This is a genomic window from Nocardioides sp. GXQ0305 (assembly GCF_050880345.1).
Classification (GTDB): domain Bacteria; phylum Actinomycetota; class Actinomycetes; order Propionibacteriales; family Nocardioidaceae; genus Nocardioides.
The window spans coordinates 347,169-370,340 of record NZ_JBNYXG010000004.1 but is presented as its reverse complement, the minus strand read 5'-3'; the positions used below and the strand labels follow the sequence as shown (position 1 = coordinate 370,340).

At 71.4% G+C, this 23,172-nt stretch carries 20 protein-coding genes and 1 tRNA gene; 11 read left to right on the top strand and 10 right to left on the bottom strand.

Annotated elements, in window-relative coordinates:
* The first annotated feature begins 3 nt into the window (after positions 1–3).
* Positions 4–1,455, top strand: a complete 1,452-nt coding sequence (gene pyk / locus ACQ1X7_RS13365) for a pyruvate kinase (RefSeq protein WP_432478692.1) — start codon at positions 4–6, stop codon at positions 1,453–1,455.
* A gap of 2 nt (positions 1,456–1,457) precedes the next feature.
* Here pyk and ACQ1X7_RS13360 read toward each other — a convergent pair whose 3' ends face one another.
* The gene (locus ACQ1X7_RS13360) at positions 1,458–2,012 is read right to left on the bottom strand and encodes a transcriptional regulator (protein ID WP_432478691.1); all 555 of its coding nucleotides are present in this window, start codon (positions 2,010–2,012) and stop codon (positions 1,458–1,460) included.
* 94 nt (positions 2,013–2,106) lie between these two features.
* Positions 2,107–2,189 (bottom strand) — tRNA-Leu (locus tag ACQ1X7_RS13355).
* A 91-nt stretch (positions 2,190–2,280) separates the two neighbouring features.
* On the opposite strand from ACQ1X7_RS13355, the gene ACQ1X7_RS13350 reads away from it, so the two are divergent.
* The 3 genes from ACQ1X7_RS13350 (at position 2,281) to ACQ1X7_RS13340 (ending at position 4,513) form a co-directional block, all read left to right on the top strand.
* Positions 2,281–2,478 (top strand): hypothetical protein, encoded by a 198-nt coding sequence (locus ACQ1X7_RS13350; protein ID WP_432478690.1) that lies wholly within the window; start codon positions 2,281–2,283, stop codon positions 2,476–2,478.
* 9 nt (positions 2,479–2,487) lie between these two features.
* Positions 2,488–3,090 carry an ANTAR domain-containing response regulator gene (locus ACQ1X7_RS13345; RefSeq protein WP_432478689.1) on the top strand — a complete coding sequence of 201 codons (603 nt, stop codon included), beginning with the start codon at positions 2,488–2,490 and terminating at the stop codon, positions 3,088–3,090.
* A 148-nt stretch (positions 3,091–3,238) separates the two neighbouring features.
* Entirely contained in the window at positions 3,239–4,513 is a 1,275-nt protein-coding gene (locus ACQ1X7_RS13340; protein ID WP_432478688.1) for an ABC transporter substrate-binding protein, read from the top strand.
* A 138-nt stretch (positions 4,514–4,651) separates the two neighbouring features.
* Here ACQ1X7_RS13340 and ACQ1X7_RS13335 read toward each other — a convergent pair whose 3' ends face one another.
* The 5 genes from ACQ1X7_RS13335 to ACQ1X7_RS13315 form a co-directional block, all read right to left on the bottom strand.
* Complete coding sequence (locus ACQ1X7_RS13335) at positions 4,652–5,431, bottom strand: ABC transporter ATP-binding protein (RefSeq protein WP_432478687.1); 780 nt, start codon at positions 5,429–5,431, stop codon at positions 4,652–4,654.
* A complete protein-coding gene (locus ACQ1X7_RS13330) occupies positions 5,428–6,393 on the bottom strand; it encodes an ABC transporter ATP-binding protein (protein WP_432478686.1) in 966 nt (321 codons plus the stop codon). The genes ACQ1X7_RS13335 and ACQ1X7_RS13330 overlap by 4 nt, the downstream gene beginning before the upstream one ends.
* Positions 6,383–7,366, bottom strand: coding sequence for a branched-chain amino acid ABC transporter permease (locus tag ACQ1X7_RS13325; protein ID WP_432478685.1), 984 nt, complete (start codon positions 7,364–7,366; stop codon positions 6,383–6,385). Before ACQ1X7_RS13325 ends, ACQ1X7_RS13330 begins: the two co-directional genes overlap by 11 nt.
* Positions 7,367–7,382: 16 nt before the next feature.
* Positions 7,383–8,774, bottom strand: a complete 1,392-nt coding sequence (locus tag ACQ1X7_RS13320; protein WP_432478684.1) for an ABC transporter permease subunit — start codon at positions 8,772–8,774, stop codon at positions 7,383–7,385.
* 102 nt (positions 8,775–8,876) lie between these two features.
* Entirely contained in the window at positions 8,877–9,623 is a 747-nt protein-coding gene (locus ACQ1X7_RS13315; protein WP_432478683.1) for a DUF554 domain-containing protein, read from the bottom strand.
* A 122-nt stretch (positions 9,624–9,745) separates the two neighbouring features.
* Between ACQ1X7_RS13315 and ACQ1X7_RS13310 the strand changes: the two genes are divergently transcribed.
* Entirely contained in the window at positions 9,746–10,300 is a 555-nt protein-coding gene (locus ACQ1X7_RS13310; RefSeq protein WP_432478682.1) for a GNAT family N-acetyltransferase, read from the top strand.
* Positions 10,301–10,327: 27 nt separating this feature from the next.
* Here ACQ1X7_RS13310 and ACQ1X7_RS13305 read toward each other — a convergent pair whose 3' ends face one another.
* Positions 10,328–10,771: a hotdog fold thioesterase gene (locus ACQ1X7_RS13305; RefSeq protein ID WP_432478681.1), complete on the bottom strand. Its 444-nt coding sequence runs from the start codon at positions 10,769–10,771 to the stop codon at positions 10,328–10,330.
* 68 nt (positions 10,772–10,839) lie between these two features.
* Between ACQ1X7_RS13305 and polA the strand changes: the two genes are divergently transcribed.
* Positions 10,840–13,545 (top strand): DNA polymerase I, encoded by a 2,706-nt coding sequence (gene polA, locus ACQ1X7_RS13300; RefSeq protein ID WP_432478680.1) that lies wholly within the window; start codon positions 10,840–10,842, stop codon positions 13,543–13,545.
* Positions 13,546–13,570: 25 nt separating this feature from the next.
* Here polA and ACQ1X7_RS13295 read toward each other — a convergent pair whose 3' ends face one another.
* Positions 13,571–14,851 (bottom strand): lipopolysaccharide biosynthesis protein, encoded by a 1,281-nt coding sequence (locus ACQ1X7_RS13295; RefSeq protein WP_432478679.1) that lies wholly within the window; start codon positions 14,849–14,851, stop codon positions 13,571–13,573.
* Positions 14,852–15,050: 199 nt separating this feature from the next.
* On the opposite strand from ACQ1X7_RS13295, the gene ACQ1X7_RS13290 reads away from it, so the two are divergent.
* The 3 genes from ACQ1X7_RS13290 to ACQ1X7_RS13280 all read left to right on the top strand — a co-directional run bounded on the left by ACQ1X7_RS13290 (position 15,051) and on the right by ACQ1X7_RS13280 (position 19,563).
* Positions 15,051–15,608, top strand: a complete 558-nt coding sequence (locus tag ACQ1X7_RS13290) for a hypothetical protein (protein ID WP_432478678.1) — start codon at positions 15,051–15,053, stop codon at positions 15,606–15,608.
* A gap of 8 nt (positions 15,609–15,616) precedes the next feature.
* Positions 15,617–18,130: a hypothetical protein gene (locus ACQ1X7_RS13285; protein WP_432478677.1), complete on the top strand. Its 2,514-nt coding sequence runs from the start codon at positions 15,617–15,619 to the stop codon at positions 18,128–18,130.
* Positions 18,131–18,252: 122 nt separating this feature from the next.
* Complete coding sequence (locus ACQ1X7_RS13280) at positions 18,253–19,563, top strand: DUF222 domain-containing protein (protein WP_432478676.1); 1,311 nt, start codon at positions 18,253–18,255, stop codon at positions 19,561–19,563.
* Positions 19,564–19,600: 37 nt separating this feature from the next.
* On the opposite strand, the gene ACQ1X7_RS13275 is transcribed toward ACQ1X7_RS13280, so the two are convergent.
* A complete protein-coding gene (locus ACQ1X7_RS13275) occupies positions 19,601–20,419 on the bottom strand; it encodes a class I SAM-dependent methyltransferase (protein ID WP_432478675.1) in 819 nt (272 codons plus the stop codon).
* A 170-nt stretch (positions 20,420–20,589) separates the two neighbouring features.
* Between ACQ1X7_RS13275 and ACQ1X7_RS13270 the strand changes: the two genes are divergently transcribed.
* Together ACQ1X7_RS13270 and ACQ1X7_RS13265 are read left to right on the top strand one after the other, a co-directional pair.
* Entirely contained in the window at positions 20,590–21,039 is a 450-nt protein-coding gene (locus ACQ1X7_RS13270) for a hypothetical protein (protein WP_432478674.1), read from the top strand.
* A 109-nt stretch (positions 21,040–21,148) separates the two neighbouring features.
* Positions 21,149–23,086: a hypothetical protein gene (locus ACQ1X7_RS13265; protein ID WP_432478673.1), complete on the top strand. Its 1,938-nt coding sequence runs from the start codon at positions 21,149–21,151 to the stop codon at positions 23,084–23,086.
* Positions 23,087–23,172 lie beyond the last annotated feature (86 nt).

Genomic DNA, 23,172 nt, shown 5'->3' with positions numbered 1-23,172 from the left:
GGCGTGGCCAAGGCGAAGATCGTGTGCACGCTCGGACCGGCGACCAGCGACCCTCGGTCGATCCGGGAGCTCGTCGAGGCCGGCATGGACGTCGCCCGGCTCAACATGAGCCACGGCACCCACGCCGACCACGAGCGCTTCTACCGCGGGGTCCGTGACGCGGCCGACGCGCTCGGCAAGGGCGTGGGGATCTTCGCCGACCTCCAGGGACCGAAGATCCGCCTCGACAGCTTCGCCGACGGCAGCGCGGAGCTGCGCGTCGGCGACCGGTTCACGATCACCACCCGCGAGGTCACCGGCGACGCGGCCGTCTGCGGGACGACGTACGACGGTCTCCCCGGCGACGTCGAGAAGGGCGACCAGATCCTCATCGACGACGGAAAGATCCACCTGCGGGTGACCGACGTCGACGGTCAGGACGTGCACACCGAGGTCGAGGTCGGGGGACCGGTCAGCGACCACAAGGGGATCAACCTGCCCGGTGTCGCCGTGAGCGTCCCGGCGCTGTCGGAGAAGGACGAGGACGACCTGCGCTGGGCGCTGCGGATCTCCGTCGACTTCATCGCGCTGTCGTTCGTGCGGACCGCCCACGACGTCGACCGGGTGCGCGAGATCATGCGCGAGGAGGGCATGTCGCTGCCCGTCATCGCCAAGATCGAGAAGCCGCAGGCCATCGACAACCTCGAGGCCGTGGTCAAGGCGTTCGACGGCTTCATGGTCGCCCGCGGTGACCTCGGCGTGGAGATGCCGCTGGAGCAGGTGCCGCTGCTGCAGAAGCGGGTCGTCGAGCTGGCCCGCCGCAACGCCAAGCCGGTCATCGTGGCCACCCAGATGCTCGAGTCGATGATCGACAACCCCAAGCCGACCCGCGCGGAGGCCTCCGACGTGGCGAACGCCGTCCTCGACGGCGCCGACGCGGTGATGCTCTCGGGCGAGACCAGCGTCGGGAAGTACCCGCTCGAGGCGGTCCGCACCATGCACCGGATCGCGGGAGAGGTCGAGAAGCACGCCCACCGTGACGTCGCGACGATCGAGTGGAACCCGCGCACGCGCGGCGGCGTGATCGCCAAGGCGGCGGCCGAGGTGGCCGAGCGCGTCGAGGCCAAGTACCTCGTCGCGTTCACCCAGTCCGGCGACTCCGCCAAGCGGCTGTCCCGGCTGCGCGGTCCGGTCCCGATCCTGGCGTTCACGCCCGAGGACAAGGTCCGCTGCCAGCTCGCCCTCACCTGGGGCGTCGAGACCTTCCGTACCGACCCCGTCGAGCACACCGACGAGATGGTGCGCCAGGTCGACGAGCAGCTGTTGAAGATCGGCCGGGTGCAGGAGGGCGACCTCGTCGTGATCATCGCCGGCAGCCCGCCGGGCATCCCCGGCTCGACCAACGCGCTGCGGATCCACCGGATGGGCGACGCCATCAACGAGGCGGCGCCGGCGTACCGCCGCGGCCATCGCTGAGCTCAGGCTTTGGGTCCGATCAGCTCGCCTAGGCGTGCCACGGCCGCACGGCGGGACACGCTGATGGTGAAGCGCTTGGACTGTCGCCAGGGAACGTCCGCTTGGTCGAGGGCCGAGCAGCACAGCTCCCGGATGTCCGTGGAGTGATTGGTGAACTGCCGCCTGGGGTACTCGTAGCGCTTCATCTCGCCGGCCACGAGTCTTTGAGTCCAGTTCTTCACCCGGCAGCCGTCGGAGTGGAACAGCCCCCTCAGAAGCGCCCCGGGGTGGGCCTCGACGAGGGAACGCTGCCAGTCCTCGAGGACGATCGGCCGCTCGTGCTTGCGGCCTGGGCCGTGCTGGGGGAACAGGCAGGGCCAATGCTTCCAGGAGCGGTGACGACGACCGCCCCCGGAACGCGCCTGGTGTGTGGGCGCGAGCCAGGCTTCACGCAGTGCATCAGGTCGATGATGTGCGCGATGTCCGCGCGGCTTGTTCCGCCTCTGGTAGTCGCGTCGCCATCGGCGAATCGTCTTGATCGCGACGCCGTGCAGGACGGCGTTGTCCGCGTCTGACATGCCGTCATCCGATGCGCGCAAGGCGCTGTCGACGGTTTCCTGTGGTCGCACGTGAGGCACACCATTCAGTGTCCCGGCGACCGCTGACACTTCGTGCCGGGTGCGGGACTCGAACCCGCACGCCCAGAGGGCAACGCATTTTGAGTGCGCAGTGTCTGCCAGTTCCACCAACCCGGCGTGGGCGGGGACACGGTAGCCGACGGTTGGCACCCGGACCCTTTCCGGCTAAAGTCTAGTGACACAATAGACATTAGGCAGGGAGGGACCGATGGGGTGGTGGTGGGGACTCGGCGTCCGGAGCAACGAGCGGGCACTGGCCAACGCGCGGGACGCGGCCACGACGCTGAGCCGACTGCGGGTGGAGCGTGACGAGGTGGAGCTCTACCTCCGCCACCGGTACGCCGCCCCCAGGGCCCGGGTCGCACCCGTCGCCCTCGATGCGGCCGGCGCGGAGGGCCCTCGCTAGCCTGACCGGGTGAGCCAGACCCCCCTGCAGCCGCGGCGCGTGCTGATCGCCGAGGACGAGGCGCTGATCCGGATGGACCTCGCCGAGATGCTGGGGGAGCAGGGCTACGAGGTGGTCGGCCAGGCGGCCGACGGGGCCCGGGCGGTGGAGCTCGCCGAGGAGCTGCGCCCCGACCTGGTGATCCTCGACGTCAAGATGCCGGTGCTCGACGGCATCGCCGCCGCGGAGCGCATCGCCGGCGAGCGGATCGCCCCCGTGGTCATCCTGACCGCCTTCTCCCAGCGCGAGCTGGTCGAGCGGGCCCGCGAGGCCGGCGCCATGGCCTACCTGGTCAAGCCGTTCTCGCCGGCCGACCTGGTGCCGGCGATCGAGATGGCGGCCAGCCGGTTCACCGAGCTGCAGACCCTCGAGCAGGAGGTCGCCGGGCTCCAGGACCGCCTCGAGACGCGCAAGGCCGTCGACCGGGCCAAGGCGGTGCTGCAGGCCGAGCTCGGGCTCAGCGAGCCCGACGCGTTCCGCTGGATCCAGAAGACCGCCATGGACCTGCGCCGCTCGATGCGGGAGGTCGCCGAGGGGGTCGTCACCCACGGCACCGGCGCGGGCACGTCGTGATCCACCCTCGCCCAACGATTTGGTCACAAATGGGACACGACCTCGTTCGTTGACCGGAAGTTGTTTCATTCCGGGCGCCGGTGAGGATAGTTTCTGCGCAAGTTCCGGACGGCGCAGTCCGGAGATGACTAGTGAGCCCGGAGGCCCCATGATCCGCCTGACCCGTGCGCGCCGCCTTGGTGCGGCGCTTGCTGCGTCCGCGCTCGTCCTCACCGCCTGTGGCGGCGGCGGCGACGACGAAGCCTCGGACACCAACACCAGCGAGGAGGAGACCAGCGCCGCGCCCGAGGGCGACGGCACGCTGACGCTCGGCTCCCTGCTGCCGCAGACCGGCGACCTGGCGTTCCTCGGCCCGCCCGAGTTCGCGGGAGTCGACCTCGCGGTCGAGGACATGAACGCCGCGGGTGGCGTCCTCGGACAGGACGTCGTGAACGTCAAGGCCGACTCGGGCGACGGCACCCCTGACATCGCGGGTGCCGAGGTCGACAAGCTGTTCAACCAGGACGCCGACGCCATCATCGGCGCCGCGGCCTCCGGTGTGTCGGTGAGCGTCATCGACAAGATCACCGGCGCAGGTGTCGTCCACTTCTCGCCGGCCAACACCGCGGCGGGCTTCGACACCTACGACGACAACGGCCTCTACTTCCGGACCGCTCCGTCGGACCGGCTGCAGGGCCAGGTGCTCGCCAACCTCGCGGTCGAGGACGGCTTCAGCAACGTCGCCGTCATGGCGCGCCAGGACTTCTACGGCGAGGGTCTCGCCGAGCAGGTCCAGACGACGCTGGAGGAGAAGGGCGCCACCGTCGCCGACTTCGTCCTCTACGCCGCCGACGCGCAGAACTACACCGCGGAGGTCAACCAGATCGCGGCCTCCAAGCCCGACGCGCTCGTGCTGGTGGCGTTCGAGGAGACCACGAAGATCATCCCGCAGCTGATCGCCAAGGGGATCGGCCCGCAGGACATCCAGATCTACTTCGTGGACGGCAACCTCGCCGACTACTCGAGCGAGAACTTCGACCTCACCGGCGTCAAGGGCACCCTGCCCGTGTCCGGCGACCCCGACCCGGGGTTCAACGACCGGCTGCTGGAGATCGACCCCAAGCTGAAGGACTTCAGCTACGGCCCGCAGTCCTACGACGCGGCGATCATCATCGGTCTGGCGGCCATCGCGGCCGGCAGCGACAACGGTGAGGCCATCGGTGCCGAGATCATCAACGTCACCAAGGACGGCACCCAGTGCTCGACGTTCGAGGAGTGCGCCCAGCTGCTCGAGGACGGCGAGGACATCGACTACGAAGGTGCCAGCGGTCCGACCGACATGAACGACACCGGTAGCCCGGCGTCCGGCACCATCGGCATCAACGAGTACAGCAAGGGCAACAAGTACAAGCAGGTCGACCAGGTCTCCGGCATCGTCGAGTGACCAGCCTGTCCGTACGCTGAATCGACGGACCCCCGGCCCTCCCGGCCGGGGGTCCGTTGCGTGTGGGCCCGGCGCCTGCACGGGGCCGGACAGCACGACGCCCCCCGACCGAGCGGCCGGGGGGCGTCGTGGTGAGCGTCAGTTCTTCTGGGCCAGGGTGCCGAGGTAGAGCTCGATGACCTTGGGGTCGTTGGCGAGGTCCTTGCCGGTGCCGGTGTAGGCGTTGCGGCCCTGGTCGAGGACGTAGCCGCGGTCGCTGATCTGCAGGCAGCGACCGGCGTTCTGCTCGACCATCACGACCGAGACGCCCGCGCGGTTGATCCGCCGGGTCTGCACGAAGACCTCGTCCTGCATGACGGGGGAGAGTCCGGCGGAGGGCTCGTCGAGCAGCAGCACCGACGGCTCCATCATCAGCGCCCGGCCCATCGCGACCATCTGCCGCTCACCGCCCGAGCACGAGCCGGCACGCTGGCTGCGGCGGTCGAGCAGCGCCGGGAAGAGGTCGCCGACGAACTCGAACCGCTTCCTGAACGACGAGGGACGCTGGTAGACGCCCATCTCGAGGTTCTCCTGGATGGTCAGCGACGGGAACACGTTGTTGTTCTGGGGGACGAATCCGATGCCCTTGCTCACCAGGGCGTCGGCGCGCTGGTTGGTGATGTCCTCGCCCTTGAGCGTCACCGTGCCGGTCTTGATCTTCACCAGCCCGAACAGCGCCTTGAGCAGGGTCGACTTGCCGGCACCGTTGGGGCCGATGATGCCGACCAGCTCACCCTCCTGGCAGTAGAGGTCGGCACCGTTGAGGATGTTGACGCCGGGCAGGTAGCCGGCGATCAGGTCGTCGGCGCGCAGCACCGCGCCCTCGGCGGCCTTCAGGTGCGCGCTCCGGTCGACGGTCGGTGCCTCGGTGTCGCTCACTTCTTCTCCTCCTCGTGGCCCGAGTCGATCTCCGCCTGGGCCTCGGCGAGGATCTCGGCCTCCATGTCCTCACTCAGGTCCTGGCCGTGGTGCGAGCCCAGGTAGGCGTCGATCACGCGCTGGTCGCTCATCACCGAGTCGGGCGGCCCCTCGGCGACGATCTGGCCCTGGGCCATCACGATCACCCAGTCGGAGATGTCGCGCACCATGTCCATGTCGTGCTCCACGAACAGGACCGTGCGGCCCTCGTCGCGCAGCGACTTCACGTGTCCCAGCAGGGACTGCTTGAGGGCCGGGTTGACCCCCGCCATCGGCTCGTCGAGCATCACCAGCTCGGGGTCGGCCATCAGGGCGCGGGCCATCTCGAGGAGCTTGCGCTGGCCCCCGGACAGCGAGCCGGCGAAGTCCTCGCGCTTCTTGATGAGGAGGAACCGCTCGAGGAGGGCGTCGGCCTTCTCGGTGTTGGCGGTCTCCTGGTGGCGCCACAGCGGCGCGAACATCGCCGACATCAGGCTCTCGCCCCGCTGGCCGGTCGCGCCGACGCGCATGTTCTCGATCACCGTGAGCTTGGCCAGCACCTTGGTGAGCTGGAAGGTGCGGACCATGCCCATCCGGGCCACCTTGTACGCCGGGACCCTGTTCAGCCCCCTGCCGTTGAAGGACCACGTCCCGGTGTCCGGTCGGTCGAAGCCGGTCAGCAGGTTGAAGAACGTGGTCTTGCCGGCTCCGTTGGGGCCGATCAGGGCGGTGATCACCCCGCGCTGGATCTCCACGTGCTGCACGTCGACGGCCGTCAGGCCGCCGAACTGCCGCACGATGTCGTCGGCGACCAGGATCGAGTCCGGCTTGGGCGCCCCCGGCTCGTGGGGGACCTCGCGGAGTGCCTTCCGCGCTGCGGAGAGCTCGGCGCCGGCCGCCGGGGCGGCGGTGGCGGGTGCGGTGTCGGTCTGTTCAGCGGGCATCGATCGCCAGCTCCCTTCGGTCGCCGAAGATCCCTTGTGGTCGGAAGATCATCAGCAGCATCAGTCCCAGGCCCACGAGGATGAACCGCATCACGCTGGCCTGGTTGGGGTCCATGATCCACGAGGGGATCAAGGGGTCGGGCCCGGACGTGGCCTGGCTGAAGAACGACCCGAAGAAGCTGATCAGGAACCAGAAGATGATCGAGCCCACGACCGGGCCGAGCACCCGGGCCGCGCCGCCGATCAGCAGTGCGGTGTAGGCGAAGAAGGTCACGTCGGTGGCGAAGAACGACGGTCCGACCGCCGCCGAGCGCAGCGAGGTCATCATGCCGGCGAAGCCACCGATGACACCGCCGATGATCAGCGCCTGCATCTTGTAGGAGTAGACGTTCTTGCCGAGCGAGCGGACGGCGTACTCGTCCTCCCGGATCCCCTTGAGCACCCGGCCCCAGGGGCTGCGCATCAGCAGCCAGACGATGACGCAGCAGATGGCCACGAGCACCCACCCGACGGTCATCACCCAGAAGTCGTAGGCGCTCCAGACCCAGAACCCCTCGCTGTAGGGGTTGAGGGCCCGGAAGCCGGAGATGAAGTCGGTGATGCCGTCCTGGCCGCCGAAGGTGTCGGAGAACGCCGCGGCGCCGATCGTCTGTCTGATGATCTCGGCGGCCGCGATCGTGACGATCGCGAGGTAGTCGGCCCGCAGCCGCAGCGTCGGGACACCGAGCAGCAGCGCCAGCAGCACGCAGAGCAGGACGCCGACGATCGCGCCGATCCACAGCGAGGAGCTGTAGATCGTGACCGCGCCGCCGAGGGCGTAGCCGGCGACCATCATGAAGCCCGCCTGCCCGAAGTTGAGCAGGCCGGTGTAGCCGAAGTGCACGTTGAGGCCGATCGCCGCGAGGCAGTAGATGACCGCGGTCGGACCGAATGCCTGCTGGAGCGAGTTCTCCACGATGCTCATGAAGTCCATGTCGTCCGTCCTTCCCTCAGCCGACCCGCTGGGCCTTGCCGAGCAGGCCCTGGGGTCGGACGAGCAGCACCAGGATCAGCATCAGCAGTGCGCCCACGAACTTGAACTCGGCCGGCACGAAGAGCGTGGTGAGCTCGGTGAACAGGCCGATGATGAAGGCGCCGACGATCGCGCCCCAGATGGTGCCGAGGCCGCCGAGGACGACCGCGGCGAAGACCAGCAGCAACAGCTTGAAGCCGATCTGGTAGTCGAAGCCCTGGGTCAGCCCGAGCAGGGCGCCGGCCAGCCCGGCCAGCGCCGCGCCCCCGATCCAGACGATGTTGATCACCCGCTCGACGTTGATGCCGGTGGCCGAGGAGAGCGCGGGGTTGTCCGCGACCGCTCGGGTGGCCTTCCCGACCCGGGTGTACTGAAGCAGCGCGGTGGTCCCGAACAGCACACCCATCGCGAGCACGAAGACCACGATCTCCTTGGGCGTGATCAGGAACGGCCCGAACTCGTACGGCGTGACCGCGGAGTACTGCGAGTAGTTCTGGCTCTGCGCACCTGCGAAGTACTGGAAGAGGTTCCGCAGGAACAGCGACAGGCCGATGCTGACGATCATCATCGCCACGATGCCGGTGCCGCGCCGGCGCAGCGGACGCCACAGCGCGGCGTCGTTCAGCCAGCCGAAGGCGCCGGACACGATGAACGCCACGACGACGCCCACCGCCACGGTGATGTTGGCGCCGCCGATGCTGATCTGGCCGGGGAGCCGGTCGACCGCGAAGGCCACGATGGCGCCGAAGGTGATCAGCTCGCCGTGGGAGAAGTTGGTGAGCCCGGTGGTGCCGAAGATCATCGACAGGCCGAGCGCGGCCATCGCGAGCAGGGCGGAGAACACCAGGCCGCCGATCGCGAGCTGGACCGCCTCGACCGCCATGCCGCCGCCGCCCGGACCGACCTCGCCGACCGGGAAGGTCACCGACTGGTCGCTGTCGAGGTTGATCGGCACCGTCCGGGTGAGCACCTCGGGCTCGGTGTCCTCGGGAAGGGTGTCCTCGGCGAGGCTGACCGTGAAGCTCTGGCCGAGCAGCGAGACCGCGTCGCCCGGCAGGTCGACCACGAAGGTCCCGTCGGCGCCGCTGGTGGCCTCGCCCACGGGCGAACCGGACTCGTCCTCCACCGTCACCTGCACGCCCTCGACGCCGACCGCGGGTGACTCACGTCGGTCGCAGATGCGGCCCAGGATCGAGATCGTGTCGTCGTCGGTGGGTTCGGGGAGAGCGCACTCGGACCCTCCTCCAGAGGTTTCCGTGACGCCGGCGGCCGCCGTGGCCGCCGGACCGCCGGCCATGACCAGCGCGGTGACCAGCAGCGCGAGCAGCGCCCCGATCCCGAGCGCACGTCGTGAACGTGGAGTCTGCATGTCCCTCCGTTCCGGTTGCCCGGATGGGCATCGTTGCCGAGTGGACCATAGCGACTGTCGGGGCCTGATGGTCAGGGGCAGCGCCGCTGTGTTGCCGAGGCGTTACCGGAGGGCCGCTGCCAGCGCCACCAGGAACGGCGCCACGACCAGCGCCGGCAGCAGGTCGGCGACCGGGATCTCGCGGATCCGCAGCAGCCGCAGGGCCACCCCGATCAGCAGCACCCCGCCGGTGGCGGTGAGGGCGGCGACGTACGCCGTGGGCAGCACGTCGCCGAGCAGGACGCCGGCCACGGTGAGGCCCCCCTGCACCACGATGATCGTGAGCGCGCTCGCGGCCACGCCCCACCCGAACGACGCCGCGAAGGCCATCGCGGCGAAGCCGTCGAGGACCGCCTTGAGGTAGAGCTCCTCGGCGCCGCGCCCCAGGCCGTCGTTGAGCGACCCCAGGATGGTGAGCGGGCCGGTGCAGAACAGCAGGGACGACGCCACGAACCCCTCGATGAAGCGGTGCCGCTCGGCCGAGTCGGTCTCGGAGGTGAGCCTGCGCTGGAGCCAGCCGCCGATGCCCTCGACCCGCTCCTCGAGGTGCAGCAGCGACCCGGCGATGCCCCCGACGAGGACCGACCCGAGCACCACCAGCATCGGCGCGCTGCTGCCGATCCGGTCGACCAGCACCTCGTCGGTGACGGCGTACGCCGAGAGCAGCGCGATCACCAGGGTGACCAGTCCGAGGCCGTCGGTGACCACGTCGCGGGTCCGCTGCGGGAGGCGGTGGCCGAGGGCGACGCCCAGACTCGCCCCGAGGAGGACCGTGACGACGTTGACGAGCGTGCCGACTCCGGGAAACACGGGCCTCCTAGTCACTCGGGCTGTCCTGAGCGTAGTCTCGCCCGAAGGCGCCGGGCTCGGGGGACACGTGGGATCCGGTGTGGGAGCTGTAGGAGAGAAGACGGATGCGTTCCCCTGTACACATGCGCGCCGCACGCGACTCCGACGCGGCGGCACTGGTGGAGGTCTGGTCCGAGGTGCTCCGCCGGGGCGACCGCGACCAGCAGGTGGCGGAGATCCGCCACGTGATCGACCGGGTGTCCGCGATGCCCGAGGAGAGGGTGGTGGTGGCCGAGGTCGACGACAGAGTCGTCGGAGGCGTCCACCTGAAGGCGACCACGTTCAGCCCGATCAACCTCGAGCCGGTCGTCCAGGTGGTGTCCCCCCACGTGCTCCCGGACTACCGACGCCACGGGATCGGCGGCGCCCTGCTGCAGGCCGCGGTCGACTTCGCCGAGGAGATCGGCATCGGCCACGTCGGCGTGGCCGTCTCTGCGGGTGCCCGCGACTCCCAGCGGTTCATGGCGCGGCTCTCGCTGAGCCCCGCCGCGACCCTGCGCGTCGCGCCGGCCGCGACGGTCAAGAGCCGGCTGCTCGCCAGCCACCGGCCGATGCTGGCGCGCGGTGGCGCGCGCCAGCTGACGCAGGTGCTGGCCGCCCGCCGGTCGCTGCGCCGGAAGCAGCCGACGGAGGCCTGACCCCCGGCGCGTGGAACGGTCCGGGGCTCAGCCCCTGAACCGCTCGGCGGGCAGCAGGGTGCAGGTGATCCTTGACGTGCAGACGCGGCGGCCCTCCTCGTCGCTGACGACCACCTCGTACGTCGCCATCGACCGCCCGAGGTGGACCGCGGTCGCGACGCCGGTGACGGTGCCGCGGCTCGCCGCCCGGTGGTGCGTCGCGTTGATGTCCACGCCGACCGACAGCCGGTCGGGGTGGCCGTGGATCGCCGAGCCCACCGAGCCCAGGGTCTCGGCCAGCACCACCGACGCGCCGCCGTGGAGCAGGCCGTAGGGCTGGGTGTTGCCCTCGACGGGCATGGTCGCGACCACCCGCTCGGCGGAGATCTCGACCAGCTCGATGCCCATCCGGTCGTTGAGGGCGCCCATGCCCTGCGGCATGGCCGCGACGAAGTCGTCGATCGCGATCGGGTCGGCCTTCTGCTCGCTCATGCCCGCCATTGTGACCGACCGGGGTCGCGGGGCATCGCGTGTCCGTGGCGGCGGATAGAGTCGCGAGCGTGCCCGTGACCGAGACCTCCGACCGTCCGCGCCTGCTCCTCCTCGACGGCCACTCGCTGGCCTACCGCGCGTTCTTCGCACTCCCGGTCGAGAACTTCTCGACCGTGACGGGCCAGCACACCAACGCCGTCTACGGCTTCACCTCGATGCTCGTCAACGTGCTCCGCGACGAGCAGCCGACCCACGTCGGCGTCGCGTTCGACAAGTCGCGGCAGACCTTCCGGCTGGAGGAGTACTCCGACTACAAGGCGGGCCGCAACAAGACGCCGACGGAGTTCTCCTCCCAGCTGCCCCTGATCCGGGCGGTGCTCGACGCGCTGCGGGTCCCCCACCTCGAGAAGGAGGGCTACGAGGCCGACGACATCATCGCCACGCTGGCGACCACGGCCGGCCGCGAGGGGCTCGAGGTGCTGATCCTCACCGGCGACCGCGACTCGCTGCAGCTGGTCACCGACGACTGCACCGTGCTCTACCCCATGCGCGGCGTCTCCGAGCTGGCGCGGATGACGCCCCCGGCCGTCGAGGCCAAGTACGGCGTGCCGCCGTCCCGCTACCCCGAGCTCGCCGCGCTGGTGGGGGAGACCTCCGACAACCTGCCCGGCGTCCCCGGCGTCGGCCAGGGCTTCGCGGCCAAGTGGCTCAACCAGTACGACGGGCTCGACAACGTCATCGCCCACGCCGACGAGATCACCGGCAAGAAGGGCGAGGCGCTGCGTGCCCACCTGTCCGACGTGATGCGCAACCGGCGGCTCAACGAGCTGGTGCGCGACCTCGAGCTGACGCTCGCCCCGGCCGACCTGGTGAGGCAGACCTGGGACCGGCAGGCCGGGCTGGCGCTGCTCGACGAGCTCGAGTTCCGGGGAGACCTCCGCACCCGGCTCCTCGAGACCATCGACCCCGACCCGGCCGACGAGATCGACGAGTCCGGCTTCGAGCTGGCCGGTGCGCGGCTCGGCCCGGGCGAGGCCCGCGCGTGGCTCGACAAGCACGCCGGCCCCGACTCCCGCACCGGCGTCGCCGTCCAGGGCAGCTGGCGCGGCGGCACCGGCGAGGTGTGGTCGCTGGCGCTGGCGGCGGCCGACGGGTCGGCGGCGTGGCTCGACGCGGCCGAGGTGACCCCCGACGACGACGCGGCCCTGGCGGGCTGGTTCGCCGACCCGGGCGTGCCCAAGGTGCTCCACGACGCGAAGGGCCCGATGCTCGCGCTGGGCGCGCGCGGCTGGGAGCTGCGCGGCCTGGTCAGCGACACCGCGCTGGCCGCCTACCTGGTGCAGCCCGACCAGCGGTCCTACGACCTGGGCGACCTGACGCTGCGCTACCTCAAGCGCGAGCTGCGCACCGCCGGCGACGACGACGGCCAGGGCGAGCTGGCCTTCGACGACGGCGAGTCCACAGGCGCGCAGGACGTCGCGATGCTGCACGCCCGGGCCGTGCTCGACCTCGCGGAGGCGCTCGACGCGGCCATCGAGGAGCACGGCGGGGCCCGGCTGCTCGGCGAGATGGAGCTGCCGCTGGTCGACCTGCTGGCCGAGATGGAACGGATCGGCGTAGCCGTCGACATCGACCACCTCGAGACGCTCGAGAGCCACTTCGGCGACGAGGTCGCCCGGGCCGCCGAGGACGCCTACGCGGTGATCGGCAAGGAGATCAACCTCGGCTCGCCCAAGCAGCTCCAGGTGGTGCTCTTCGACGAGCTCGACATGCCCAAGACCAAGCGCACCAAGACGGGCTGGACCACCGACGCCGACGCGCTCCAGTCGCTCTACGAGAAGACCGAGCACCCGTTCCTCACCGCGCTGCTGCGCCACCGCGACGTGTCCCGGCTGCGGCAGACCATCGAGGGCCTGCTCAAGACGGTGGCGCCCGACGGCCGCATCCACACCACGTTCAACCAGACCATCGCGGCGACGGGTCGGCTCTCCAGCACCGACCCCAACCTCCAGAACATCCCGATCCGCACCGAGGAGGGACGGCGGATCCGTGAGGGGTTCGTGGTCGGTCCTGGCATGGAGTCGCTGATGACGGCCGACTACAGCCAGATCGAGATGCGGATCATGGCCCACCTCTCCGAGGACGCGCTGCTGATCGAGGCGTTCCGCTCCGGCCGCGACTTCCACGCCGTGACCGCGGCGCGGGTCTTCGACGTCGAGCCGACCGCGGTGACACCTGCGATGCGGGCCAAGATCAAGGCTATGAACTACGGCCTCGCCTACGGGCTGTCCGCGTTCGGGCTCGGCCAGCAGCTCCGCATCGAGCCCTCCGAGGCGCGCGGGCTGATGGACGAGTACTTCGAGACCTTCGGAGGGGTCCGCGACTACCTCACCGGGGTCGTCGACGAGGCGCGCCGCTCGGGCTTCACCGAGACCATCTGGGGTCGGCGCCGTTACCTCCCCGACCTGACGAGCGACAACCGGCAGCGCCGCGAGATGGCCGAGCGGATGGCGCTCAACGCGCCGATCCAGGGCTCGGCGGCCGACCTGATCAAGGTCGCGATGCTCAACGTCCGCCGCGCCCTGGGCGAGTCCGACCTGAGGTCGCGGATGCTGCTCCAGGTCCACGACGAGCTCGTGTTCGAGGTGGCGGCGGGGGAGCGCGAGGGGCTCGACGCGCTGGTCCGCGAGCAGATGGCCGGTGCCGCCGACCTCACCGTCCCGCTCGACGTCTCCGTCGGCACCGGCCGCAGCTGGCACGAGGCCGCCCACTGAGGCTCCCCGCTCGGGTGCCGACCGGTCACCGCCGGTGGGTCAGCCCCTCGGCGGCGGCCGCGCGGAGCCTCCGGTCGTGGCCGACCAGCCACGCGCTCAACCCGATCAGCACGGCGAGCAGGACGGTGTCGACGGCGATCACCCGCAGCACCAGGCCGGTGACCGAGTCGGCGGTCGCGCCGGCGACCAGCATCGCCACCAGCCCGGCCCACAGCAGCAGGCTGGTACGCCGCCCCTGCCGGGCCAGCGTCGCGTAGACCAGCAGCTGCAGCGCGGCCAGCACCGTGCCGAGCAGGGCGAACAGCCAGAGCTCGTCCGCGATGTCGGCGTACGCCTCCCCGCCGACGAACAGCAGCGCCACCTCGGGAAGCAGCCAGCAGGCGATCGTGCCGAGGCCGCCCACGGCCGCGATGGCGGCCAGGCTCCCGACCAGGGCGCGGACCCGTTCGTGGACCGTCGCGAGCGACGGGAAGGCGACCACCACCACGAACTGGGGCAGGAACAGCAGCGCCTTGGTGAGGATCAGGCCGCCGGCGTACAGGCCGCTGCCGTGGGGGGTGAGCACGTTGCGGGCGACCACGACGTCGAGGTTGGCGAGGGCGAAGAACGCCAGCAGGGCCTGGGAGTTGATCAGCGACTCGACCAGGATCGCGCGGCCCCCGTGGTGGTCGGCCTCGGCACCCGGCCTCCGGTCGCTCCGCAGCACCCACCAGCCGACGACGACGGGGGCGACGCTGCCGAGGGCCACCGCCGCGACGGCCACCAGCTCGGAGGGGCGCCACCACAGGAGGCCGGCACCGATCACGAGCCGCGGGACGCCGGAGGCGACGTACACCGCCCCCAGGGCACCCCAGCGCCGCTCGCCCTGGAGGACGCCGGCCTGGGCCCCCATGGCGGTGACGGGGACCGCGGTGAGGCCGACCAGCACGGCGGTGACGAGGCTGTCCAGCCGCAGCAGGTGGGCGACGACGGGGGAGAGCACCAGGAGCGCGCCGCCGGTGACCAGGGCGGCGTGCCAGCCGACGCGGAGGACGCCCCGCTCGATCTGCGCGACGTGGGCCTGCTCGGCGGAGATCCTGCGCGCCGCGGTGGCCTGGAGGGCCAGGGCGACCACGCTGACGACCAGCAGCAGGTTCATGACGGCGGCGACGCCGCCGTACTCCTCGGGTCCGAGCAGCCGCGCGGCGAGGATCGTGAAGCCGTACGTCGCGACGTTCATGACGGCCATCGCGACCGCGATCTGCACACCGCCGCGCACCGGCAGCGCCCGGTCGGGCGCGTCCGGGGCGGAGGGGAGGCCGGGCACGTCGTCGAGCCTAGGCCGTGGAGACGCCCCGGGAGCGCATCCGGTGACCGTTCGTGACCGTCCGGTAAGTGAGACGAAGGACACCCCGACGACGGTTGTGACCTCGTGATTACTCGTTGGTAGAGTGCCGCGACCGCGCAGACGCGTGGTCCGTGGCCGGGAGGGGCCACGAGGTTCGGGAGGGAACCCCCACATCGTCATGCGTAGAACTCTGCTCGGAGGGCTGCTGCTCGTCGCGGCAGCCTTTCTCACTGTCCTGATCGGAGACTGGCTCGACCTCGAGCTGGACGCCGTCGCCGTCCTCGGGATCGGAACCGGGGCCGTCGTCGCGCTGGTGCCCGACGCCACCGCTGCCCGCCGCCTGGCCGGGTTCGCGCTCGGGGTCGTCGTCACCGTGCTCGCCTACTACTTCCGCGCGTCCCTGACGCCCGACACCGCCACCGGTCGCGCGGTCTTCGCCGCCCTGGTCGTGGCGCTGTGCGTCGGGGTGACGCTCGCCAGCCTGGAGCGGCTCCCGCTGTGGTCGACGCTGCTCGGCGCCGCTGCCTTCGCCGGCTGCTTCGAGGCGACGTACAACACGGCCGTGCCGCGCGTGGTCGAACTGTCCATCGGCGCGCTCACCACCCTCGTGCTGTGCGTGGCCGTCGGCTTCGTCGCGGGCGGCGTCGCCGGCGCGGTCCGCCCGCAGCGCCACACCGAGCGGCACGCCGACCGCCCCTCCACCACCCCCGACGAGCAGATGGAGCCCGTGCAGTGAGGACCTCCGTGAAGAACTCCGCCCTGACCGTGGGCGCCGGCCTGGCCGCCCTGGCGCTGGCCTCGACCGCAACCGCCTCCGGCGCGTACGCCGCCTCCGACGGTGACGTCGACGTCGTCAACACCGAGACCGTGCAGGTCTACGTCAAGCCCGACGGGTCGATCGAGAGCGAGCGCGTGTACGAGCAGCTCACGCTGACCGGCACCGGCACCGCCGAGGTCGACAACCCGATCGAGGAGGAGGGCCTGCGCAACCTCAACGAGTTCGGCAGCCCGGACGTCGAGGACGGCGTCCAGAGCTTCGAGGTCGACGTCGACGGCGTCGAGCGGCTGCGCTCGGTGAGCGACTACACCGGCGAGCTGCCCCTCGACATCGACGTCGAGTACCGCCTCGACGGCGAGCTGGTCGAGCCCGGCGACGTCGTCGGCGCCGACGGCGAGCTCGAGGTGCTCTACACGGCTCGCAACATCACCGCCCAGCCGCAGGAGGTCTCCTTCCCCGACGGCAAGGGCGGCACCACCACCGAGACCGTCGACGTCCCGATCCCGATGGTCGGCTCGCTGACCACCATCGTGCCGCCGAACTTCACGGAGGTCTCCTCCGACCAGGCCAACATGGCCGGCGACGGCAAGGGCGGCACCAAGCTCAGCTTCACCATGACGCTGTTCCCGCCGGTCGGCTCCGACACCGCCGAGTTCGGCTACACGGCGAACATCTCCGACGGCGTCGTCCCGTCCTCCTCCGTCTCGGCCCTGCCGGTCAACCCGCTGGAGAGCCCCTCGTTCAAGACGGCGGGCGAGAGCTACCAGTCCGGTTCCGAGACCGGTGTGGAGCTCGCCGAGGGTGCGACCGAGATCGACACCAACCTGCTCAAGCTGCGCGACGGTGCCGCCAAGCTCCTCGCCGGCCTGATCAAGCTCTCCGACGGCGCCGACGAGCTCAGCGCCGGCCTCGCCGGCGAGGCCGCCCCCGGTGCGCGCGAGCTCGCCGACGGTGCGGGTGAGCTGAACGACGGCCTCGGCCAGATCGACGACGGTGCCGGCCAGCTCGCCGACGGAGCGGGTCGTCTCGCCGACGGCACTGGCCAGCTGGACGACGGAGCTGGACGGCTGGCTGGCGGCGCGGGAGACCTCGCTACCGGACAGGCTGCCCTCGAGGATGGTCTGAAGACCCTTCATGAGGGAGTCGATTCGCTGCCGAAGAGCGTGAAGAAGAAGTTGGCGAAGGACCCTCAGTACAAGGCACTGACTGGCGCGCTCACGGAGATCGCGGAGGGGATTGGCACGCGCATGGACGCGCCCGACGCCGAGACTCTGCTCGGTGGCCTCAATGCGGTGCAGTACGGCATGCGCTTCCCGGGGCCGACTGACTGCGACGTGGCCCTTGGCGGTGGAACGCCACAGCGCTGCGGGGCCATGGACGGGGTTCAGTTCATCGCCGAGCAATTGGCGCAGGGCGCCACAGACCTGAACCAGCTGAAGCAGGCACTTAGCGCTCTGAACGCCGCCAACGCCTGCCCAACCTCCCCGGCCGCGCCGGACGGGTTCCTGCCGCCCGCCAACGCCCCGGCCGGAGAGTGCCGGCTTGTCTCGACCATCTACTACGGCCTGTTCAGCCCGGCGCCCGATGCTCCTGGCGCCCAGGCGAAGGTCACCGTGGCGGCTGGAGCGCTGCAGGACATCCAGCAGCAGGTGCAGGCCGAGCTGTTGGCGCCCGGGGCCGGTCTCGATCGGCTGCGCTTTGGGCTGTCGAATCCTGCGGCTGGCAACTGTCTCGCTGCGAAGCAGACGACGACTCTTGCCGACGACTGCGGGATCAAGGAGGCCAGCATCTTCATCCGTGACTTGGGCATCCCGTCGCTGGTGGACGGGATCACCGCGAGCGTCAGGAGTGAGCTGCTCGGAGGCATCGGCCAGCCGACTGCCAACTGCAACCCTGAGGACACTCTTCGATGCGCTGCTGCTGCCTTGGCGGACGGGGGAGCGCAGCTGCGGGCGGGTGCCAACGATCTGTCCGCTGGAACGGGTGAATTGAACGCCGGTGCGGGTGAGCTCTCCGCGGGTGCCGGCCAGCTCGCCGATGGGACCGGCGAGGCGGCCGACGGGTCACAGCGCCTGGCGGACGGCGCAGGTGAGCTGGCGGACGGGCTCGGCGAGGCTGCCGACGGCTCGGTCCGGCTGGCGGACGGCATGGCCGAGGCCCGGAACGGCGCCCCGGCGCTGGTCGACGGCGCCGGTCGCCTGTCCGAGGAGGGCATGTCGCAGCTGATCGACGCCGGTGAGGACACCGCGCAGGACTACGGCAAGCTCTACGCCACCATCGAGGCCGGTGCCGAGCGCGCCGACGCCGAGAAGATGGCCTACGGCGCCCCGGAGAACGCGACCGGGATGACGGCGTACACCTACGAGCTGCTGGGTGACGACGGCGAGACCAGCCGCAACACCGTCCGTGCGCTGGCTGCACTGGGCGTGCTCGGCCTCGGTGCCGGTGGGTTCTTCCTGTACCGCCGGTTCGCCGCCTGAGCTCACGCTGAAGCCGTCCGCGGCGCCGTCCTGGATGGGGCGGCGCCGCGGACGTCGTGCGTTTGTCCACAGGCGGGAGTTGCCGGTGGCAAGTGTCGCCGGAGGCCGATATCATCGAACACATGTTCGATCGCGAGCTCGACGCGGCCCTGGTGGGGGAGTGGACCCACCGACTGTCGACGTCAGGGCTCGACCTGGACGACGCCGATCGCATCGACCTGATCCGGGCCCTGGAGGAGCTGAAGTGCGCGGCCGAGGGCGCGCAGGCGAGAGCGACGGCCGCCTTCGCGCGGTCACAGCGGGCGCGCGCTGCCGAGCGGGGCGTGCCGGAGGCGCAGCAGGGGCGTGGCATCGCCGAACAGGTGGCGCTCGCCCGCCGCGAGTCCCCTCACCGCGGGCGGCGCCATGTCGGCCTCGCCGTGGTTCTCGAGACCGAGATGCCCCACACCGCCGCGGCACTGTCGCGCGGAGCCATCAGCGAGTGGCGCGCCACTCTCCTGGCCCGCGAGACCGCGATGCTCTCCCGCCTCGACCGCGGGCGGGTGGACGCGGAGCTGGCATCGGACCCCCACCGCCTGGCGGCCATGGGCGACCGGCAGGCAGGCGCCCGCGCGGCCCAGGCCGCCGCGCGCCTCGACCCGGCATCGGTGTGTGCACGCCGTCGCCGGGCCGAGGCCGATCGGACCGTGACCATCCGCCCCGCACCCGACACGATGACCTGGGTCACCGCGCTGCTGCCGGTGGCCGACGGCGTGGCCCTCCACGCGACGCTCCGACGGGCGGCCGACTCCGCCCGGGCCGGAGGCGACCCGCGGTCGCGCGGTGCGGTCATGGCCGACACCCTGTGTGCCCGGGTGGTGGCCGGTGACGGACCCGCGGCCGGCCGACCGCTCCCGCGCGTCGCCGTGGGCCTGGTCATGACCGACCGCGCCGCGCTGCTGGGCGCCGACGACACCGCCCACCTCGAGGGCTTCGGTCCCCTGCCGGCCGAGCTGGCGCGGGAGCTGTTGCGCGGTGCGCTCGACGCGGACGAGAGGGTGTGGCTGCACCGGCTCTACGCCCGCCCGACCACCGGCGAGCTGGTCGCGACCGACTCCCGCCAGCGCCTCTTCCGCCGCAGCCTGCGCAGGCTGGTCGTGGTGCGCGACCAGGTGTGCCGAACTCCCTGGTGCGACGCGCCGATCCGCGAGGTCGACCACGTGCGTGACCATCAGCGGTCGGGGCCGACGAGCGGGACCAACGGCCAGGGCCTCTGTCAGGCCTGCAACCACGCCAAGCAGGCCCGCGGCTGGAGCGCCCGTCCGCGACCCGGTCCCGCCCACGAGGTCGAGACCGTCACCCCGACCGGCCACCGTTACCGGTCACGAGCGCCGGCCCTGGCGACGCCGGGGGCAGAGGAGGTCCGGCCGGGCGTATGGCGGCTGGCCGGCTGAGCCTGCTGCTCCCCAGGTCGACGAGAGCGAACCCAGGTCAACCGAGGTCGGCGACGAAGATGGCGGTGCCCGGGGTGAGCAGGCCGCGGGTCCGCGACCAGCCGCCCCAGACCCGGTCGTGGTCCTCGGGCCACTCGGGCTCGACCAGCCGGGTGATCCGGAAGCCGGCTCCGGCCAGCAGGTCGACCCAGTCCCCCAGGGTGCGGTGGTGCTCGACGTAGGACACCCGCCCGGTCGCGTCGTCGACCTCGACGTACGGCGTCCGGTCCCAGTACGGCTGGTTCGCCGTCAACCCGGGCTCGCCTGGGTCGTCGGGGAACATCCACCGCGTCGGGTGGGTGATCGAGAACGCGAAGCGCCCGCCCGGCCGGAGCACCCGCGCCGTCTCGGCGATGGCCACGTCGATGTCCGCCACGAACTGCAGGGCGCCGAACGAGCAGAAGACCACGTCGAACGCCTCGTCGGTGAACGGTAGGTGGGTGGCCGTCCCGAGGACCACCGGCACCGCGACGCCGGTCTGCTCGTCGATCCGCCGCGAGTGCTGCAGCTGTCGGTGGGAGAGGTCGAGGCCGACCGGCCGGCCGCCGTGGTCACGGACCCAGCGAGAGCACTGCCCGGCGCCGGAGCCGACCTCGAGCACGTCGCGCCCGGCGACGTCGCCGAGCACCCCCGCCGCCTCCTCGGTCAGCCCCTCGGGACCCCACACGAACCCGCGGTCACCCAGGAACGAGCCGTGGGTCGCCTGGTACTCGTCGGCGTACCGGTCCCAGTCGGGGCCGTTGGCCCCCCGTGACTCCTGCTCGTCGACCGGTCGCCGCTCCACCCGCACCGCGGGGTGCGGCCATGCTTCCTCCACCCGGCTGATGGTACGACCGCCGTGCCTGTCGGCGGGATCGCCCACCGGGTGGCGGAAATCACGCGTCCGTCGGCGCGCTTCTGCGTGTCCGCGCGCCCACGGGGGCGGAGAATGGGTGCCGTCACGTCCTCCCCGCCGCCCGCCCGGCCCGCTTGAAAGCTCGACCGCCCGTGTCCCGCCGCTCACTCGTCACCCCGCTCATCGTCGCGGTTCTGCTCTCCGTCGCCACCGGAGTCACTGTCTCCACCGCCGACTCCTCGCCGGCGCCCACGTCCGGCGCCGCGCGGCCTGCCCCCGACGTCCCCGTCACCGGGCTGGTCGTCGGGGACGGCCTCAGCCGCAACGCTGCCGACGACCTCTCGGAGGCGTTCCCGGGGTGGACGGTCGACGTGGCCCCCACCCACCGGGCGCAGCACCGCTCGCCCGTCGTGGTGCTCGCGCTGCCGCCGAGCGCGCGGCGGTGGCGCCCGTACCTGCTCCGGTACGCCGCCGACGTGCTGCCGGCCAGGACCACCGTGGTCTTCCAGTCCCCGGGCAAGGACCAGGCGGCCACCCCACGGCAGGCGCGGCGCACCGCGGCCCTGCTCTCCCGGGACACCGCCCCGCGCCACCGACGCTGACCGGCGGGATCGTCGTTCGCGCGACCCTTGACAGGTCGCCGACCGGCGCGCCTATCCTGCCCGGCAGCGGCGCCGACGCCCGCCGGTGTCGTCACTTCGGGGGGACACGATGGCTCGAGCGCCGCGCACGCTGGCACTTCTCACTCTTGCTCTGGCGGGCGGCCTGCTCGCCGTCCAGGCACCGGCCGCCGCCGCGCCCGGCGGGGGTGGCCGGCCGTTCCGGCACCTCGATCCGGGTGGCCAGCCCGCGCTCGCGGAGCGGGTGCCGGTCAACGTCGTCCTCGTCGGCCACGAGCCCGACGACGTCAACCCGAACCGGCTGCTGAGGGCGCTGCCGCGGACCTCGGAGCCGGTTGTCCGGTCGCGGCTCTGGTACGACGAGGTCGAGCCGCTCGGGATCGACTACCGCTACGACTACGACCTGCGCTTCGCGAGTCGCCGCTGGGAGAACCGGCTGTTCGGCCACCTCTCCTCGATCGCGACCGACAAGCCCCTCACCGTGTTCCAGACCGACTACAACGACCAGGCCGGCACGCTCGACGTGACCAGCAACAGCTGGATCGACGCGGCGAGCACCGAGGGGTGGCTCGCTCGCCACGCGCCCCGCGGCGTGGACACCCGCCGGAACACCGTCTACCTGATCAACTGGTGGGGTCGGTCCGACTTCCGGTTCCACGTCTACACCAAGACCGACGAGCCCGACCCCGACACCGGCTACGACTTCGGCGAGCTGCGCGACAGCCGCAAGCTCTCCGCCTGGGGCGGGACCACGGCGGACGACGAGGAGACCGGGCTCGGGTCGACCCACCGGGTGTGGTTCCACGACCTCTCGGCCGGCCCCGAGGGGTTCGCCAGCGGTTACGACATCACCAACGCCGACCTCGACGGCGACGGCGAGCCCGACTACCGGATCCCGCCGGCGTGGGAGTACGCCCGCGACGGCTACCGCTCGCCGAGGGCGCTCACCGGCGACCTGGCGAAGATCGTGCGCTACGTCGCGATCGACCTGCTGTTCACCAGCTCGCCGCTGTACCCGGTCGAGCTGCCGACGACCGAGCCGCCCACGTCGATCGACGTCGACAGCAACACCTACGAGGGCTGGGAGGGCGTCGACACCAGCGACGCCTACATCGAGCCGGACCTGCTCACCAGCGAGCTGACCGAGCTGCTGCTCGGCAACAAGGACCTGAGCTTCGACAACCAGGACCTGCCGTTCGAGGGCCGGGCGCTGGAGTGCTACGAGGGCTGGTTGACCGGGGCCGACTGCGAGCCCGGTGACGACCTGCCCGCCGACGCCAACCTGTTCGTGCAGAACCTCGCCGAGCTCGCGCGGACCAAGGACGACGGCGACAGCGTCGACTACGAGCTGCCGGTGTTCAACTACGCGGTCGAGACCGATGACCCGACGCCGCTCGGGTTCGCCGACGACAACTGGAGCGACGGCACGCAGAGCGTCGTGTTCAGCTTCATCAACCCGTTCATCGTCGACGCCGGCTACGGGCTGACGACCACCCAGATCCACGAGGTGGGCCACCACCTCGGGCTGTCCCACCCGCACGACGGCTACGACCCCGAGACCGGCGTCGACTACGAGCCGACGGGCGACTTCTACTTCGCGTGGCTCGGGACCTCGGTCAACTCGATGATGAGCTACATCGACCTCAACTGGGACTTCTCGCAGTTCGACCAGGACAACATGGCGCGGTTCCAGGCGGCGGCCTACGTCGAGGCCGCCAACCGGCTCGCCGGTGAGGCGCTGGCAGCTCCCGAGCCGCAGCGCGCACGGGACGAGCTGCGGCGCGCCGACCGGCTGGTCGGTCGGGCCGAGCAGGCGTTCGCGCGGCACCGCTACCCGCTGGCGTGGGCGTGGGCCGGGCAGGCCTACGCGCTGGCCGCCGAGGGCGCCGAGGAGGCCGGTGTCGACGTCGAGCTGTCGGTCCGGCGGGCGCTGCGCGCGTCCCGGACCGCTCCGGTGCCGCACAGCGCCGAGGTGCACGAGGCCATCATCGACACCCTGGAGCCGGACGACCCGCGGATGCTGCCCTGACCGGGCGGCGTCCGGGGGCCTCGGCGAGTTGGACTCCGACACGCCGGGCGGCGTAATCTAGGCCACTGCGCCTCCAGGTCTGCCCG

Excerpts from the sequence above, each read along its gene's own strand:
- ACQ1X7_RS13360 (WP_432478691.1), bottom strand. The coding sequence starts at position 2,012 with ATGTCAGACGCGGACAACGCCGTCCTGCACGGCGTCGCGATCAAGACG.
- ACQ1X7_RS13350 (WP_432478690.1), top strand. The coding sequence starts at position 2,281 with ATGGGGTGGTGGTGGGGACTCGGCGTCCGGAGCAACGAGCGGGCACTG.
- ACQ1X7_RS13340 (WP_432478688.1), top strand. The coding sequence starts at position 3,239 with ATGATCCGCCTGACCCGTGCGCGCCGCCTTGGTGCGGCGCTTGCTGCG.
- ACQ1X7_RS13330 (WP_432478686.1), bottom strand. The coding sequence starts at position 6,393 with ATGCCCGCTGAACAGACCGACACCGCACCCGCCACCGCCGCCCCGGCG.
- ACQ1X7_RS13325 (WP_432478685.1), bottom strand. The coding sequence starts at position 7,366 with ATGGACTTCATGAGCATCGTGGAGAACTCGCTCCAGCAGGCATTCGGT.
- ACQ1X7_RS13320 (WP_432478684.1), bottom strand. The coding sequence starts at position 8,774 with ATGCAGACTCCACGTTCACGACGTGCGCTCGGGATCGGGGCGCTGCTC.
- ACQ1X7_RS13310 (WP_432478682.1), top strand. The coding sequence starts at position 9,746 with ATGCGCGCCGCACGCGACTCCGACGCGGCGGCACTGGTGGAGGTCTGG.
- ACQ1X7_RS13305 (WP_432478681.1), bottom strand. The coding sequence starts at position 10,771 with ATGAGCGAGCAGAAGGCCGACCCGATCGCGATCGACGACTTCGTCGCG.
- ACQ1X7_RS13290 (WP_432478678.1), top strand. The coding sequence starts at position 15,051 with ATGCGTAGAACTCTGCTCGGAGGGCTGCTGCTCGTCGCGGCAGCCTTT.
- ACQ1X7_RS13280 (WP_432478676.1), top strand. The coding sequence starts at position 18,253 with ATGTTCGATCGCGAGCTCGACGCGGCCCTGGTGGGGGAGTGGACCCAC.
- ACQ1X7_RS13265 (WP_432478673.1), top strand. The coding sequence starts at position 21,149 with ATGGCTCGAGCGCCGCGCACGCTGGCACTTCTCACTCTTGCTCTGGCG.